The organism is Bacillus sp. OV166, assembly GCF_900177675.1.
In the GTDB taxonomy this organism is placed as follows: domain Bacteria; phylum Bacillota; class Bacilli; order Bacillales; family Cytobacillaceae; genus Neobacillus.
In genome coordinates, this window is sequence record NZ_FXWM01000002.1 from 470,791 (window position 1) to 486,936 (window position 16,146).

At 37.0% G+C, this 16,146-nt stretch carries 14 protein-coding genes; 1 reads left to right on the forward strand and 13 read right to left on the reverse strand.

The window, feature by feature from the left end; genetic code table 11:
* Positions 1-38: 38 nt before the first annotated feature.
* The 4 genes from CCK98_RS34105 to iolG form a co-directional block, all read right to left on the reverse strand.
* Positions 39-1,466: an aldehyde dehydrogenase family protein gene (locus CCK98_RS34105; protein WP_088090980.1), complete on the reverse strand. Its 1,428-nt coding sequence runs from the start codon at positions 1,464-1,466 to the stop codon at positions 39-41.
* 66 nt (positions 1,467-1,532) lie between these two features.
* Positions 1,533-2,486: a transketolase family protein gene (locus tag CCK98_RS34110; RefSeq protein WP_088090981.1), complete on the reverse strand. Its 954-nt coding sequence runs from the start codon at positions 2,484-2,486 to the stop codon at positions 1,533-1,535.
* A 4-nt stretch (positions 2,487-2,490) separates the two neighbouring features.
* Positions 2,491-3,342: a transketolase gene (locus CCK98_RS34115; protein ID WP_088090982.1), complete on the reverse strand. Its 852-nt coding sequence runs from the start codon at positions 3,340-3,342 to the stop codon at positions 2,491-2,493.
* Positions 3,343-3,487: 145 nt separating this feature from the next.
* Complete coding sequence (gene iolG / locus CCK98_RS34120) at positions 3,488-4,516, reverse strand: inositol 2-dehydrogenase (protein ID WP_088090983.1); 1,029 nt, start codon at positions 4,514-4,516, stop codon at positions 3,488-3,490.
* 304 nt (positions 4,517-4,820) lie between these two features.
* Between iolG and iolE the strand changes: the two genes are divergently transcribed.
* Positions 4,821-5,750 (forward strand): myo-inosose-2 dehydratase, encoded by a 930-nt coding sequence (gene iolE, locus CCK98_RS34125; protein WP_088090984.1) that lies wholly within the window; start codon positions 4,821-4,823, stop codon positions 5,748-5,750.
* A gap of 147 nt (positions 5,751-5,897) precedes the next feature.
* Here iolE and CCK98_RS34130 read toward each other — a convergent pair whose 3' ends face one another.
* From CCK98_RS34130 to CCK98_RS34170, 9 genes are all read right to left on the reverse strand, one after another.
* The gene (locus tag CCK98_RS34130) at positions 5,898-6,896 is read right to left on the reverse strand and encodes a Gfo/Idh/MocA family protein (RefSeq protein WP_088090985.1); all 999 of its coding nucleotides are present in this window, start codon (positions 6,894-6,896) and stop codon (positions 5,898-5,900) included.
* Between the two features lie 164 nt (positions 6,897-7,060).
* Positions 7,061-8,053, reverse strand: a complete 993-nt coding sequence (locus CCK98_RS34135) for a sugar ABC transporter substrate-binding protein (RefSeq protein ID WP_088090986.1) — start codon at positions 8,051-8,053, stop codon at positions 7,061-7,063.
* Between the two features lie 269 nt (positions 8,054-8,322).
* Positions 8,323-9,336: a zinc-dependent alcohol dehydrogenase family protein gene (locus CCK98_RS34140; RefSeq protein ID WP_088090987.1), complete on the reverse strand. Its 1,014-nt coding sequence runs from the start codon at positions 9,334-9,336 to the stop codon at positions 8,323-8,325.
* A 127-nt stretch (positions 9,337-9,463) separates the two neighbouring features.
* The gene (locus CCK98_RS34145) at positions 9,464-10,183 is read right to left on the reverse strand and encodes a sugar phosphate isomerase/epimerase (RefSeq protein ID WP_088090988.1); all 720 of its coding nucleotides are present in this window, start codon (positions 10,181-10,183) and stop codon (positions 9,464-9,466) included.
* A 51-nt stretch (positions 10,184-10,234) separates the two neighbouring features.
* Positions 10,235-11,221 carry a sugar ABC transporter substrate-binding protein gene (locus CCK98_RS34150; protein ID WP_088090989.1) on the reverse strand — a complete coding sequence of 329 codons (987 nt, stop codon included), beginning with the start codon at positions 11,219-11,221 and terminating at the stop codon, positions 10,235-10,237.
* Positions 11,222-11,275: 54 nt separating this feature from the next.
* Positions 11,276-12,277, reverse strand: coding sequence for a Gfo/Idh/MocA family protein (locus CCK98_RS34155; RefSeq protein ID WP_088090990.1), 1,002 nt, complete (start codon positions 12,275-12,277; stop codon positions 11,276-11,278).
* A gap of 40 nt (positions 12,278-12,317) precedes the next feature.
* Positions 12,318-13,319: an ABC transporter permease gene (locus CCK98_RS34160; protein WP_088090991.1), complete on the reverse strand. Its 1,002-nt coding sequence runs from the start codon at positions 13,317-13,319 to the stop codon at positions 12,318-12,320.
* A 6-nt stretch (positions 13,320-13,325) separates the two neighbouring features.
* Positions 13,326-14,813 (reverse strand): sugar ABC transporter ATP-binding protein, encoded by a 1,488-nt coding sequence (locus tag CCK98_RS34165; RefSeq protein WP_088090992.1) that lies wholly within the window; start codon positions 14,811-14,813, stop codon positions 13,326-13,328.
* A 151-nt stretch (positions 14,814-14,964) separates the two neighbouring features.
* Positions 14,965-16,146, reverse strand: a complete 1,182-nt coding sequence (locus tag CCK98_RS34170) for a sugar ABC transporter permease (protein WP_088090993.1) — start codon at positions 16,144-16,146, stop codon at positions 14,965-14,967.

Sequence of the window (16,146 nt, forward strand, 5' to 3'; positions counted from 1 at the left end):
TTTTTGATTTTCCCTTTTACGAGTTCCGTAAGTAAACTTTACCCTTCTACGTTTACCACCACTGTCACCGTTTCAAGAAGCTCTTGGATAGCGTATGCAGGTCCTTCTTTACCATTTCCACTTTCTTTAACACCACCATATGGCATTTGATCGGTACGGAAACAGCAAGTATCATTAATGATAACTCCACCGACTTCAAGTAAATGAGGAATTTTATAGGATAAATTTAGATCTTTAGTATAGATTCCTGCTTGCAGTCCATATTTCGAATCATTAACTAGTTCTATCGCATCTTCAATGGAGTCATAAAACAGTACTGATACAACAGGTGCAAATACTTCCTCGTCTAAAACCTTCATGCCTTTTTTCACATCTGTTAATACTGTTGGATAATAAATATTACCAATACGCTTGCCACCAGTTAAAATAGATGCACCATTTTGTTGGGCCTCATTTACCCATTGTTCAATACGGTTTGCTTCTTTTTCACTGATCATTGGTCCGACATTCGTTTCAGGATTTAGCGGGTCACCCACTTTAAGTTCTGAAACATATTGTAAAAATGCCTCCATAAATTGTTCCTTTACCGAATTCTGAACTAAAATGCGCTGAACCGATATACAAATTTGCCCGGCATTAGCAAATGCCATTTTTGCTAACCTCTCTGCTGCTTTTTCAACTTCTGAATCACCATGAACGATAGTGGCTGAGTTAGACCCTAGCTCTAATGTTGCCTTACGTAGTCCGATCGTTTTTTGAATATGTTTTCCGACTGCAGGTGAACCTGTAAAAGTGTAATGGGCAATTCGTTCATCGTTTAAAAGCTGTTCACCAACGGTACCTCCACCACCAGTTAAACATTGAATATAACCTTTTGGCACACCTGCTTCTTCTAATAATTGACATAATTTTATAGCTGAAGTTGCTGTATCTGAAGCAGGTTTAATAATTACTGGATTTCCAGCTGCTAATGCAGGTGCTACTTTATGAACTACAAGGTTTAGCGGAAAGTTAAACGGTGTGATTGCAGCAACAACACCCACTGGTTTTTTTATGGTATATAGAAAACGGCCTTGAACATTGTAATTAGGGATAATTTCACCCACTAATTTTTTAGTTTCCTCAGCAGCCATCTCAAAAGTAGCTATCGATCTATTTACTTCCCCTAATGCGTCTGTGATTGGTTTCCCACCTTCTTGTGCGATAGTGTTTGCGAAGTCATCTCGGTTCTGTTTTAGAAGTTCTGCAACACGTATTAAAACCGCATGACGAGATTCTGGTGAAAAAGATACCTTTTTATGAGCATAAACCGCTGATTCTACAGCTTTATTTACAAGATCCGGGCTTGCTAAAGACACTTCAGAAAAAACTTCTCCTGAATATTTATTATAAATTTTATACGTTTCTTCAGTAGCTACCCATTCGCCATTTATAAACAATTTTTGCTTTTCCATTGTTTTTACCATCAGATTACTCCTAACGTATTTTTTATTAAGCGCTTAACCAATTGGGATGCTTTCTCAACGAAAGTATTATTTCTTCTTTATAACTTCTTTGACGCGAGCCACAATATGATTTACGGAAATTTCATACTTTTGAAGTAGAGCCTCGTTCGGACCAGACTCTGAATTACGGTCTTTTACACCAATTCGAAGCATTGGCACTGGCTTTTCTTCTACAAGTACTTCTGCAACAGCACTTCCTAGGCCCCCATAGATGCTGTGTTCTTCTGATGTTACGATGGCACCGGTATCCTCTGCCGCTTTAATGATGGCTTCCTTATCAAGAGGTTTAATGGATGGCATATGCAAAACAGCTACATCGATTCCTTCCTCAGCAAGTTTTTCTGCCGCTTCAAGAGAGCGGCCTGTTTGCGTGCCCGTTGAAATGATAGTCGCGTCTTTCCCTTCTCTTAATTTAACTGCTTTACCAAGTTCAAACTTGTAATCTTCAGAAAAAACCACTGGCAGTGGATCCCTTGCAAGGCGAATATACACAGGTCCATAATAATCATTAGCAAATTCCATCATTTTCTTTGTTTCCACACCATCAGCCGGTGCTAGTACTACCATGTTGGCCAGGCTGCGGAAAATCGCAATATCTTCTAAAGCTTGGTGTGTTTTACCTGTTAAGCCAGTTAATAGACCACTATAGGCACCAATCATTTTGACGTCTAGAATTGGCTGAGCAATCTGTACTTGGATTTGATCAATAGATCGTTTAGATAAAAATGCTGCAAAAGTAGTAGCCCATGGCTGTAAACCAGTGGTAGCAAGACCAGCTGCAACGCTCATCATGTTTTGTTCTGCTATTCCCATTTGTAAAAATTTTGGTGCATTTTTTTCGGCAACAACATTTACTTTTGTTGATGTCGCTAAATCACCATCCAATGCAAAAACTCTTGGATCATCAAAGGAAAATTTCAGTAAAGTTTCTCCAAACACATCACGCATTGCTACTTTTTCTACAGTTTTTAAGTTTGTCATCCTATTAAACCCCCATTTCGATTTCTGTGATAGCTGCTTCTAGTTCTTTATCATTTGGTACACGTGCATGCCATGAATAACTATTTTCCATGAAACTTACACCTTTCCCTTTGATTGTATTGGCAATAATAATAGTTGGCTTTCCTTTTATTTGTTTCGCTTCTTTAAATGCCATATTTATTTGTTCAACATCATGACCATCCACGCTGATTACATTCCAGCCAAATGCCTCCCAACGCTTTTCAGCAGAAAACGCAGGGTTTTCTCGCTCTGTTATTGTACCTGCCCACCCATACTGCTGTAGTTTGTTATAGTCCATGATAACAACGAGATTATCCAACTGATATTTTGATGCCACATCTGCAGCTTCCCATACTTGCCCTTCTTGTGATTCACCATCTCCAATCATGCAGTAAGTGCGGAAAGTTTTGTTACACAATTTCCCACCAAGCGCAATTCCTACCGCAGCAGAAATTCCCTGTCCCAAAGAACCCGTCGACATGTCAACACCAGGCAAAATCTTCATATCTGGATGTCCTTGCAAGCGAGAGTCAATTTCATCAAATGTATTTAATTCATCAATTGGGAAATAACCACGTTGTGCAAGTACAGAATATAGCACTATAGCTGAATGTCCTTTTGATAAAACAAAACGATCACGATCTACCCCATAAGGATCTGCAGGATTGATATTCATTTCTTCAAAATATAAACTAACTAGGACTTCCACAGCGGACATTGGGCCCCCCACATGACCCGCTCCAGCATGATGAACAGTTTTAAGGATAAGTTTTCTTGTTTCAGACGCTCTTTGCTTTAACATAGACACTTTTTCTTGATTGATTAAAATACTCATTTGAATTCCTCCTTAATATATATGAACGCTTTTACCTAAGCGCTTAACTAAATGTGTATAAATGTGGATGCTAATATCTTAGCAGCCCACAGATAAGAAAAAAGAGAATATTTAGTTTGGATATGTGTACGTATTCACCCGCAGTTTATTCTACACTCAATTCAAAAACTTCTCTTCTAATTTTGACAGGTTTGCCTGTTTCAAGAGATTCTTTTGCAGCATTTGCAATTAATTCAGCCTGAAGCCCATCGTTACCCACGCAAACAAGGGGTTTATCATTTATTACTGAATCTATAAATGCATGTGTTTCTATCATGTAAGCTTCTTTGTAACGATCGAGGAAGAAATGTTTTAACGTATCTTTAACTACCCCATTTGATGTGCTGATTTCTACATTTGTAGGGTGTTCGTTTTGAGCTGTTACACTGCCGTTAGAACCAAAAACCTCAAGTCTTTGATCGTAACCATATACCGCTTTACGGCTATTGTCTATCACCCCAATTGTACCATTTTCAAACTTTAAGACAGTTAAGGCAGTATCTATGTCATCAAGCTCACCAAATATAGGATCAATTAAAATTGCACCCTGGACATAAACTTCTTCAACCTCACTCCCCACAACGTAACGAGCTAAATCATAATCATGAATAGCCATGTCGAAGAACAATCCACCAGAATTTTTAATATAATCCGCTGGAGGCGGCTCTGGATCACGGGATGTGATTTTTAAAATATGAGGATCTCCTACTACACCATTTTTTACAGTATCATGTACCTTTTTAAAATTTGGATCAAAACGTCGGTTAAATCCAACCTGTAATTTAACACCTGCTTCTTTAACAATCTCAAGCACTCTTTGTGTTTCTTCCACTGAGAAACTGATTGGTTTTTCACAAAAAATATGTTTCCCAGCTTGGGCTGCTTCTTGAATAATGGAAATATGAGTGCTTGTTGGAGAACAAATAAAGACTGCATCAATTTCAGGATCATTAAGAATGTCTTGATAATTCGTTGTAACTGTTTCAATTCCAATTTGTCTTGACCATTCTTCTACGTTTTCAACAAAAATATCTGAAATTGTCTTAATTCTAACATTGTGCAGCGGAGCAATATTTTCTGCGTGCAAACGTCCAATTCTACCTGCACCTATAATACCAATTGTGATTTTTCCCATAACAAATCTTCCTTTCTATAACTATTACATTAATTGAATTTAGTTAAGCGCTTCTCTTAATAAGTTTATTATAGACTATATTATTTACTTTTGAAAGTGTTTTCTTTATTTTTTTCTGAAAGTTCTCCCTAACACTAACCCCTTAATCTCTCTTTATTATTGAAACATTTTAAACTTAAATTTTTCATTGCATAACCAAATCAACTAGTATAATATATATAACATAGGTTAAGCGCTTAATTTTTTATTCCAGTTAGGATACAAAAATACTCTTGATAAATTAACTAAAAGAGGAGGAAATCTAATGACGCATATTCCATTCAATTTAGGTATTCATCCAATAAATTGGGTTGGTGAAGATGTCTTAGAACACGGTGATCATTATTCCTATCAACAAGTAATGTCTGAAATTTCATCTCTGGGCTTCAAAGGAACTGAAGTAAGTAGAAAGTTTCCGAAAGATCCGCAGGAGCTGAAAAAGGCCCTATTGGATTATAATCTCCAATTAACTACTCAGTGGAAATCTGTATTGTTTTCTGATCCAAAGAACCATAAAAATGAATTACAAGCCTATCAGGAACATGTTAAATTTTTAAAACAATTTGACTGTAAAGTTGTAAGTACTGCGGAAATCGGCGGATCCATCCTTAATCAGGATCCACGACGTGGGCAGGATGAAACTGAGGTTTTACGTTTAGATGAAGATGGTTGGAAGTACATGGTAGAGGGATTAAATAAAGCCGGCGAAATTTGTCGTGATAACGGCATGTACCTTGTGTATCATCATCACGCAGGTACGGTGGTGGAACAACCAGAAGAAATTGATAGATTAATGGAAATGAGTGATCCAAATCTAGTTCATTTGTTATTTGACACTGGCCATGGGTATTATGGTGGCAATGATCCGTTGTCATTATTAAAAAAGTATTACAATAGAATCAAATATATTCATTTAAAAGATGTCCGACAAGAAATCCTTAATCAGGCACGTCAAAATAAGTATAGTATAAGATCATGTATACAAAATGGTATGTTTACTGTACCCGGAGATGGTTGTTTAGACTTCAAACCTATTTTTTTAGAATTATTTGAACATGGATATGATGGCTGGGCTCTAATTGAGGGAGAACAGGATCCATTAATATGTAATCCATACCAATACGCACAAAAGGCAAAAACATACATTGAAGATATTTTTAATAGTTTACAAGAGGAAAAAACATCTATTTTTTAAAAGTTTTTATTCCAAAAGATAAATAAAGATTAAAAAATGGCGGTTGACTATCTAAGATGATTTGCAACCGCCATTTTTTATGCTTTTTTTCATTTTCTTGTTCTAAATATGATTTTAAGAAAAAGGTGTATAAATGAGAAAACTTTTTTAATTGTTTATTACATCCTGTGTAACAGAAGAGCAATTTAAGGACTCATACCCTTTTTCAATATAATGTATCACCTTTATTGAATCTTCAATTGAATATCTTGGGTTGCAGCGATTAATAATGCAATCATGTAAATGTTCTACTTGATTTAAATATTGATCATCTTCGTAAGCTTCATATAAAACCGTTTGATTATTAAGGTCTTTAACAATCACTTTTCCGTATTTATCTAGCGATGCATCCGGACGGAAGGCTGAATCTACTAGAATTGATCCTTTTGACCCGATAATTTCGTACCGATTGATCATTGGTAGCTCCATACTGGCTGTAATCTCCGCTGTTCGTCCTTGTTCATCTATAAAAATACAAGTAGAAAGTGTATCTACTTTATATTCCGAATGGATTTTGCCTGCCATTGTTACTTTTGTTGGTTTCATTCCAATTACCTGACTCATAGCATGAACACCGTAACATCCTACATCACGCATGGCTCCTCCACCAAGTTCAGGGTTTAATCGGATATTGTTACAATCTTCCAACATCCAGGAAAAATGAGCCTTAATATGTAAATAATCTCCAATATAATTAGATTCAAGCAATTCTCTTACTCTCTGATGCTGTTTATGGAATTGATACATAAAAGCTTCCATAAAAATCACACCATTGTCCAATACAGCCTTTTGAATGTCTTTCATTTCTGCTACGTTTAATGCAGCAGGTTTTTCTAGTAAAATATGCTTTCCCTTTTTTGCTGCTTTGATAGCCCACTCTACATGGAGCGCATTTGGTAAGGGAATGTAAACGGCGTCAATGGCAGGATCATCAAGCAACTGATCATATTCCTTATAAATAGTTGGTATATTGAACCTCTCTGCACGTCCCTCGCTTTTACTTGCAATCGCCACTACTTCAGCACGATCTGAACGCCTTAAAGCAGGCAGAAGTTGATCATAAGCAATGTTTGCTGCACTTAAAATACCCCATTGAATTTTTTTCATATACTCTCAGCTCCCTATTTAATAACGAAATTAGTGAACCCATACCAATTTGCTCTCAATATCTTCTTTTTAACAAATTGTACTATCTTTAATGGGCTTCCATAATATAGATAGAAAGAGCAGCCTTTGTTTATCAACCGCTCTTTCACATGTAATGTTAAAGATTACTTGTCTAATATGCTTTTGACTTCCTCTAATTTTTCTCCAGCATTTTCTTTTGTGATCACTTCTATACTGCTGTCAATACTTTTCTCAACAGTTTCTCCTTTAAGTACTTTCAATGCATTTTCAACGCCTTTATATGCCATATCATATGGTTCTTGGGCTACAGAGGCGGTTACTTCCCCTTTACTAATCGACTCTAACACATCACTTGTACCGTCAATACCTATAATTGGAATATTTAAGTTACGGGCTTTGACTGCTTTTAAAGCTCCTATAGCCATTTCATCATTTGCTGTAAAAATGCCTTTAATATTCGGGTTGGCCGTTAGAATATTTTCCATTACAGTAACAGCTTTCACACGGTCAAAATCAGCTGCTTGTGAAGCCGTAATCTTAATGCCTTTTTCCTTCATAACATCTTCTACACCTTTTACCCGTTGCTCATTTACGTCTGTTCCTAACACGCCTTCAAGAATGGCAATTTCATCACCTTTTGATAGTTTTTCAGCTAAAAATTTACCAGCTTCCTGTCCTGCCGTGTAGTTGTCAGTACCAATGTACGTTGTTTTTCCGTCCCACTTTAAGTCTGTATCGATAAGAATAACTGGAATATCTTTTTCCCTGTATCTCTCAAGAACTGGGATGGCCGCTTCAGTGCTTGGCATGACAACTAATGCATCCGGATCTTCATTGATTAAATCCTCCAAAATATTAATAAGCTTTTCTGTTTCTGTTTGCGTTGTAGCTGCAAGAAAAGTCCCATCTACCCCTAAATCTTTAAATGCTTGTTTTGCCCCTTTTTCTGCCAATTTAAAATACTCTTGATCTAAGCCTTTTAGTACAACCGCAACTTTTGGTTTGCCGCTATCCTTTTCCGTCTTGTTTCCGCTTTCATCAGAAGCAACATTACTACTTTCCTGTCCTCCGCATCCAGCTAGTAGTAACATAGCTGTCAGCAAGGTAATAGCAGTTATCATCAATCGATTTTTCATTATTATCCCCCCAGTAGCGTTTATCTTTTCTATATAAATTCCCTTTAATTTTCCGACACAAGACATGGCCTTTCTCGTCTTTATGCCTTTAGGGCTAACCCTCATCCCGACTTTGCTTTCAAACGCCCTTTTATAAGCCTTCGGCAAGGCCCCATAAGAGAAATGGGCGGAAGCTTATGCGTAAATTCTTTGACTTGGGCAGTTTTTACCCATGCCGAAGAATTTATGTAGATTTATATATTTTGTAAATCTATTGTTTGTATTTATCATTACAATGGATAGACTATTATTTTAATGGCCTCTCCCTTTCTCATTGTTTCGATTCCTTCCTCTAGTTTATCTAACGTAATTTTATGAGTAATCAAACTATTTAAATTTAGGATGTTCGACTCTAAAATTTTCACGACTTTAGGAAAATCATAATTTTGAATAAATGTTCCTTTTACAGTGATTTCATTTCTTGTAAGATCGTATTGTTTAATTTGCGGCTTTGCATGCTCATTCATTCCAACTAAAAGGATCTGTCCCCCGCTGCGAACAAGATTTATGCACTGATCAAATAATACACCTACACAGTCGATGACAACATCTACACCAACCTCGGTTATTTCTTTTACAGCTTTTACGAGATCCTCGTTCTTTGGATTGATAACATGAGTGGCCCCAGATAGCTTTGAATAGTTTAGTCGATAGTCCGAAAAATCAACACAGATCATTTTTGCTGCCCCCGCAGCTTTTAATACTTGCGTAAACAGTTGTCCCATTGGACCTGCTCCTATAATTACAACACTATCACCAGGCTGGACATTTACTTTTTCGCTGCCATTGACAACACATGATAACGGTTCAGCTAAAACAGCTATTTCAGGAGCGATATCTTTTGAAATCTTGAACACATTTTTCGAAGGAACAACACTATAGGAAGCCCAACCGCCATCAAGAAAAATCCCGAGAGTAGAAGAATTCTTACACAAGTTTGGTCTGCCAATTTGGCAATAATGGCAGGACCCGCAAGTAGTTGTAGGATCTACAATTACCCGATCACCGATATTCACATTTCTCACTTCTTTACCGGTATCAACTACTTCCCCCACATATTCATGCCCCTGAATAATACCGGGTGTCGCTGGATGACCTGGCGGGTCTGATAAAATGTGAACATCCGTTCCGCAAATACTAGCTGCCAATACCTTAATTTTTACGTCTAAATCAGATTTTAAAGTTGGTACTTCCCTTTCTTGTAAAGCTAAATTTCCTATCTTTTCGAATACTCCTGCTAACATACATGTTCCTCCATTTTAAAGTATCATTTATTTTTTAACTGATGTATTTCTAAAAATTTTAAATTGACATAAGTATAATTTTGATAATTATGCTAATGTTATAGTATTCAACTATGTTCTATAAGATTTATTGAAACCATTTCTTCAAATATACGAGAGACTCCTCTGCATATTTATACATCCATTGCATGTTGTCTCTTCCTTTATCGGCGCTGAAAGGATTGGCACCAGGAGTACAGCATTCAACCACAATGGTGCCATCATATTTCAAGCTCTGTAATTCAGAAAAAATTTGTTGAAAAGGCAGTTGGCCTCTTCCCAATCCTTGACGGTTATTGTCTGCAACATGAACTACTTCTACCATCTCAAATATTCTTCTAAAAGGTTCCACCATATCTTTTTCTTCAATATTCATATGGTATGTATCTAAGAGCGTCTTAACTATAGGGTGATTAATTTCATTTACGAATCGATAAGCATCATCAGCTGAATTTACAATACAGCTTTCATAACGATTTAATGGTTCGATAATGAGCTTTACATCTAATTCAGAAGCCTTTTCAGTTAATTGATGAATTGAGTCGACTGCCCACTCCCAATCCTCTTTTCCGTTTCCCATAGGAGCAGATTTGCCGACAGCGGAAGGACAAACAATTAAATATCTTCCATTTACATTATTAACTGCTTCAATTTGCCTTTTAAAATATTCAATCGCCTTTTTTCTATTAACAGGATTTCGATTGGCTAAATCTTTATTTTCATCGGGCCAGCCAGTATCTTTTACAAATTTCGCAACTTTTTCAATAGGTTCTTCTCCGAATGTCCAGCTACAAATTGATAACTCCATCCAACTTCCACCTCAAATTTTATATTCCGACACCTTGGTCACTTTACTCTATCACTTTCCAAGATACCCATTAATTTTCTCAATTTCTTCTTCTACATTTTCTTTTGTGACCACATTTACACCCGTATCGATTCTTTTTTCAACTTTTTCGCCTTGTTTTGTTTTATAAGCTGCTTCGACTGCCTGATAACCAATTTGATAAGGCTGCTGCGCAACATTTGCCAGCATTTTGCCGTTTTTAAGGGCGTCAAGTCCATTTGGCGTACCATCGAATCCAATAATTGGAATATTTGTATTACCTTTATTCTCTAGAGCTTTACTAGCTCCTAACGCCATTTCATCTGAGGTTGCAAACACAGCTTTAACATCAGGATTGGCCGTTAATATGTTTTCCATAACGCTAACTGCCTTTAAACGATCGCTTGTCGCATCTTGAATAATAAACTCAATATTTTTACCTTTTAATGCTTCCTTAAAACCATTTGTACGGTCATCATGTGTCTTACTCCCTAATTGCCCGCGGATAATGGCTACTTTGTCACCATCTTTAAGTTGAAGTTGCTTGCTTACAAATTCTCCTCCAAGCTTCCCTGCTTTATAATTCTCAGTTCCGATAAATGAAACTTTCTTTTCAAATTTCGCATCGGCATCCGCTAGTATAACAGGAATATCTTTTTGGTCTGCATTATTCAAAGCAGGGAGAATAGCTTCAGCCTGACTTGGCGCTACTATTATGGCATCTGCACCAGAAACAACCAGATCTTCTATCATTTTGTTTTGTTGTTCATATTGTGATTCCTCGGGTGGTCCAAAAAATTGCACCTCCACGCCGAGTTCTTTGGCAGCATCTTTTGCACCGGCCATTACGATTTTCCAATATTCACTATTCAGCGTCATTAAAACAACGCCAAATTTATAGCTATCTTCCGAACCATTAGCCTTTGTTGCGCTATCTCTCGAGCTGCTGCTAGAGCAAGCAGATAGTATGGATAGAATAAACATTGTTGAAATTAATAGAATATGTTTATAATATTTCATCTTAATTTCTTCCCCCTTATTATTTACTATTTTCCTAGGAGCTTTTCTGGACTTTTATGATGGAATTTTTACATATGAATTTCTTTCAATCGATTGTAAACACATTTCAATCGCCTGCATGTTTTGAATCGTTTTTAGAGCGAAATCATTTGAAAAATTTCCATCTAGCACCCACTGAGAAAATGCTTCTACTTGAAGGACATATTGCTGTCCCACAATTTTCTCTTCTCTCGACTCCCCATTTTCTTTACTAACGATAACCAACCCTTCGCCATTAAAAAGATTCGGCAAATATGCACGAGGGACCTCAATTTTACCTCTCGTTCCTATTACCTCATAATGATTTCTCAATACTTGTTCCATGGAAGCATCAAATAATGCAGTAAGCCCGTTATTGAGTTTTACAATTCCTTGCACAGACATATCTACCCTGTATTCAGGATGCAGCTGTGCTGAAGCAAAAATCTCTTCAGGAGTAGCGTTAAGGATATTTCCAATAGAGTGAAGGCAATAACAACCTACATCATATAAACTGCCTCCTCCTAAAGCAGTACTTCTTCGAATATCATGTTCAAGTCCGTGAAGAAAAAACGAAAAGCTGGCTCTCATTGACTTGACCTCGCCAATTTCACCTGAAACAATAATCTCCTTGACTCTTTGATGCTGCGGATGAAATTGATACATAAAGGCTTCCAAAAACATAACGCCATATTCCTTGCAAACATCTATCATTTCTTGTGCTTCTTTTGCTTTTAATGCCGCCGGTTTTTCACAAAGAATATGCTTTCCTTTTTTAGCGGCCTTTTCGACCCATTCGCGGTGAAGCCCATTTGGCAATGGGATATACACTGCATCAATATTCGGATCTTCTAAAAGCTCTTCATAGGTTGGATAAATAGTTTTAATCTTGAATGTTTCCGCCACATTGTAAACTTGACTGTTTGAGCTTGCTATTGCAATAACTTCAGCATTTTGTGCATCTACAAAGGCTGGAAGCAAATGATCCTGTGCAATTTTGGCAGTGCTTAATATACCCCATCGAACAATCTTTCTCATATACTAGCTCTCCTTTTTTACCTTTTTAAAAGTTCATAGTTTATTTTTTGTCTCCTTTACGACGAAGCACATCGACATATACTGCCGCAATAATTACTAATCCGATGATGATTGTTTGCAAATCAGATGAGGTCCCTAATAAGTTTAGACCGTTACGTAAAACGGCAATAATCATCGCTCCAATTAGTGTTCCCCATACCGTGCCAACACCGCCAAAAAAGCTTGCTCCACCAATGATTACTGCTGCAATTGCGTCTAATTCGTACGATAAACCGGCAATCGGCGATGCTGAATTCGTTCTTCCAATTAAAACAAGCCCGCCAAGAGCTGCCATAACCCCGCTTATTGTATAAACAAGAATTAAAATCCGATCAACAGGAATACCTGAAAGTCTTGCCGCTTCCTTATTACCGCCAATTGCATAAATATATTTACCGGTTGATGTACGATTCAGAAAAATATGAAAACCGATACAAGCTACAATTACCAGCAGGAAACTTACAGGAATGATTCCAACATTTTCTTGACCTACAAAGTTCATGGCATAAGAGAAACCAAAGATAGGTGAAGCTCCTGTGACAATTAAAGCTAATCCACGGAAAATGTTCATTGTTCCCAGTGTTGAGATAAACGGATGCGGCAAACGCAATTTCGTTAACAGGATTCCATTTAGCCAACCTGCCAATGCCCCAATTCCAAGACAAACAATAATCGCTAAGATTGGGCTTATTCCCCAAGTTACCGTTACTATACCTGCACTAATAATCGCAAATGCAAGGATAGATCCGACTGACAAGTCAATTCCGGCAGTTAAAATAGGCAATAACATTCCTAAAGATAACAATGCGTTAATGGATGATTGTCGTGCAATATTCATTAAATTGTCCGCTTTCAAGAAACTCGGTGTAAGAATTGAAAGAATTACACATAGGCCGACTAAACCAAAAAGTGCACCAAACTTATTAATAATAAATCTCCAATTTCTTCTCTCCTTTAAAGCAGGGTTTGCTTTTGTTCCTAATTCTAGTGAACGCTGTTCCATCGTTAATCATCCTCCCGTTGCAGCTTTCATAATAACTTCTTGATTTGCTTCACTTCGTGCTAAATCACCTGTAATTGTTCCTTCGTGCATAACAAGAATGCGGTCACACATACCGAGAATTTCGGGTAGCTCGGAAGAAACAATAATGACACAAGCTCCCAATTCGACCAATTCATTTATGAGGTTATATACTTCAACCTTTGCACCAACATCAATGCCACGAGTCGGTTCATCAAAAATGAAAACTCTAGCTTCAGTAAACAGCCATTTTGCAATAACAACTTTTTGTTGATTACCCCCACTTAAATTTCGAGCCATAAAATTGATATTATTCGGTCTTATTTTTAAATCTTTAACGTATTTATTTGCTACTTCCTTTTGCTTTTTATAGCTAATTAACCCCTTCTCCTTGACTCTTCGTAGTTTAGTTATTGTTTTATTAAAGATTAGAGTTTGATCCAGGAAAAGTCCTTCTCCTTTTCTATCTTCTGTAATAAAGGCAATTCCAGCATCAATAGCGTCTTTCGGCTTTCGAATAATCTTTTGTTCACTGAATACATGGATTTTTCCAGAGTCTATGAGATCAGCTCCGAAAATCCCTCTCATTAATTCAGATCGTCCTGCTCCCACTAATCCGGATATACCAAGAATCTCTCCTTGATAGGCAGTAAAGTTTATCTCGTGAGGTGAGTCTTTCAGTTTAAGATTCTCTACTTTTAATCCTTCTTTCCCTCGCTTAAATGCTTTTTTTGGATATTTTTGATCAAGGGAACGTCCTACCATTAATTCAATCATTTGATCGACAGAGGTGTCTTTTACAGGTACGGTAGTAATTTTAGTACCATCTCTTAAAACCGTAATTCGGTCACCAATACGCTTGATTTCTTCTAGCCGGTGAGAAATATAGACAAACGTCATTCCTTTTTCCCGTAAATTTTCAACAGTAGATAACAGTTGATCAACTTCTTGTCCACTCAAGCTGGCAGTAGGTTCATCCATAATTATTAGTTTGGCATTCAAAGAAAGCGCCTTTGCAATTTCGACTAATTGCTGCTGTCCAATACCCAGGTTACCTACTAATTCATCTGGATTTACTTTTTGACCGAGTCTTTCCATTAGTTCTTTTGCTTTTTCTTTCATTTGGGCACGATCAAGAAGAGAAAAACGCCCTCCTTTCTTTCGTTCATGACCCAAGAAGATATTATCTGCTATCGAAAGTTGAGGTATAAGGTTTAGTTCTTGATAAATAGTGGCAATTCCAATATTGATAGCATCTTTAGGTTCCGTTATGTTCGCATTTTTTCCTTCCCAGTTTATCTCCCCTGTATCCTTAGAGTAGGCACCAGTCAAAATTTTAATAATTGTCGACTTCCCAGCGCCATTTTCCCCCAAGAGCACATGAACTTCACCTTTTTGAATATCCAGGTTAATATTATGCAAGACTTGAACTCCAGAAAATGATTTACTGACATCTTTCATTTTCAGTAACTCCATTAGCTTCCCTCCTAACTGCTACTCAACCATTCAATCTATGAAATACTTGATTTACATACAAAAGATGTTTGAGCGTTAAGCGCTTTACCAAATGGTTTTATTGTCACATTTCAAATGATGATTTTATAATATTTACTTCTTCTTTCGATACCTACGCTTTTTTATTTTTAGAAGCACTATCGAACCATACCGCTAACACAAGAATCGATCCCTTGACAATGTATTGCCAAAAAGCATCTATATTCAATAAACTCATCCCATTATCAAGAGTCGCCATTATTAAAGCACCTAAGATGGCACCAAACACTCTTCCCCGACCGCCTGCCAAACTTGTTCCACCAATTACCGCTGCTGCTATTGCATCAAGTTCCATCATATTACCTGCACCTGGCACCCCAGCGTTTAAACGTGCTGACAATATAATACCTGCAAAAGCGGCGATTAAACCATTTAAAGCAAATACAATTAAAACCACTTTTTTAACTTTTATTCCAGAATAAGTCGCTGCTTGTATGTTTCCACCAATAGCATAAATACTTCTTCCGAATTTTGTTTTTTCAGCAATAAACGTATACAAGATAGCAAACACCAACATAAAAAATACTGGAATCGGAATGCCTCTATACGTATTCATAAATAAAACAAAAATTGCAATTAACCCAGCTATTAAGATAAGCTTCGAAGTAAACAGTGGCAGTGATTCTAACCTAAAATTATATTTCACTCTTGATTGACGCTTTCTTACAGCTAACACCACTAACGTAACAATCGCAATTAGCGCTACAAATAGTCCTACATTGTTATTTATATAGGCTTGCCCCAAAATTTGGTAACTATTATTCATAGGAGCAATCGTTACTCCCTTTGTGATACCGAGTAAAATTCCACGATAGATCATCATCCCGCCAAGTGTAACAATAAAAGCAGGGATATTAAGATAAACAGTAGCAAAGCCTTGTATAATTCCAATAATTACACCAAAAACTAAAACTGAAGCGATTGTCGGGAGTGTTCCCCAACCTTGCCATGCCATAAAGGCTGCGGCAATCCCACCTGATAAACCTACGAGGGAACCCACAGATAAGTCAATATTCCCTGTTACGATAACAAGAACCGCACCTGTCCCTAGTAAAGATACAACGGACATCTGCATTGCTAAGTTAGAAAGATTACGAGCCGATAAAAAAACCCCGTCGGTAAAAAAGGAAAACAGGATCATAATAACTACAAGACCGATTACCATTGTATAAGCCCTAATATCATACTTTTTCTTTTTTATGTCTGCCAATTTTTCACTATCAAGTCCCTGTGGAGCTTTCGTGACAGTTTCCAT

Bases quoted from the DNA above. Each gene is read 5' to 3' on its own strand.
- CCK98_RS34105 (WP_088090980.1), bottom strand. From the start codon at position 1,466: ATGGTAAAAACAATGGAAAAGCAAAAATTGTTTATAAATGGCGAATGG.
- CCK98_RS34110 (WP_088090981.1), bottom strand. From the start codon at position 2,486: ATGACAAACTTAAAAACTGTAGAAAAAGTAGCAATGCGTGATGTGTTT.
- CCK98_RS34115 (WP_088090982.1), bottom strand. From the start codon at position 3,342: ATGAGTATTTTAATCAATCAAGAAAAAGTGTCTATGTTAAAGCAAAGA.
- iolG (WP_088090983.1), bottom strand. From the start codon at position 4,516: ATGGGAAAAATCACAATTGGTATTATAGGTGCAGGTAGAATTGGACGT.
- iolE (WP_088090984.1), top strand. From the start codon at position 4,821: ATGACGCATATTCCATTCAATTTAGGTATTCATCCAATAAATTGGGTT.
- CCK98_RS34130 (WP_088090985.1), bottom strand. From the start codon at position 6,896: ATGAAAAAAATTCAATGGGGTATTTTAAGTGCAGCAAACATTGCTTAT.
- CCK98_RS34135 (WP_088090986.1), bottom strand. From the start codon at position 8,053: ATGAAAAATCGATTGATGATAACTGCTATTACCTTGCTGACAGCTATG.
- CCK98_RS34140 (WP_088090987.1), bottom strand. From the start codon at position 9,336: ATGTTAGCAGGAGTATTCGAAAAGATAGGAAATTTAGCTTTACAAGAA.
- CCK98_RS34145 (WP_088090988.1), bottom strand. From the start codon at position 10,183: ATGGAGTTATCAATTTGTAGCTGGACATTCGGAGAAGAACCTATTGAA.
- CCK98_RS34150 (WP_088090989.1), bottom strand. From the start codon at position 11,221: ATGAAATATTATAAACATATTCTATTAATTTCAACAATGTTTATTCTA.
- CCK98_RS34155 (WP_088090990.1), bottom strand. From the start codon at position 12,277: ATGAGAAAGATTGTTCGATGGGGTATATTAAGCACTGCCAAAATTGCA.
- CCK98_RS34160 (WP_088090991.1), bottom strand. From the start codon at position 13,319: ATGGAACAGCGTTCACTAGAATTAGGAACAAAAGCAAACCCTGCTTTA.
- CCK98_RS34165 (WP_088090992.1), bottom strand. From the start codon at position 14,813: ATGGAGTTACTGAAAATGAAAGATGTCAGTAAATCATTTTCTGGAGTT.
- CCK98_RS34170 (WP_088090993.1), bottom strand. From the start codon at position 16,146: ATGGAAACTGTCACGAAAGCTCCACAGGGACTTGATAGTGAAAAATTG.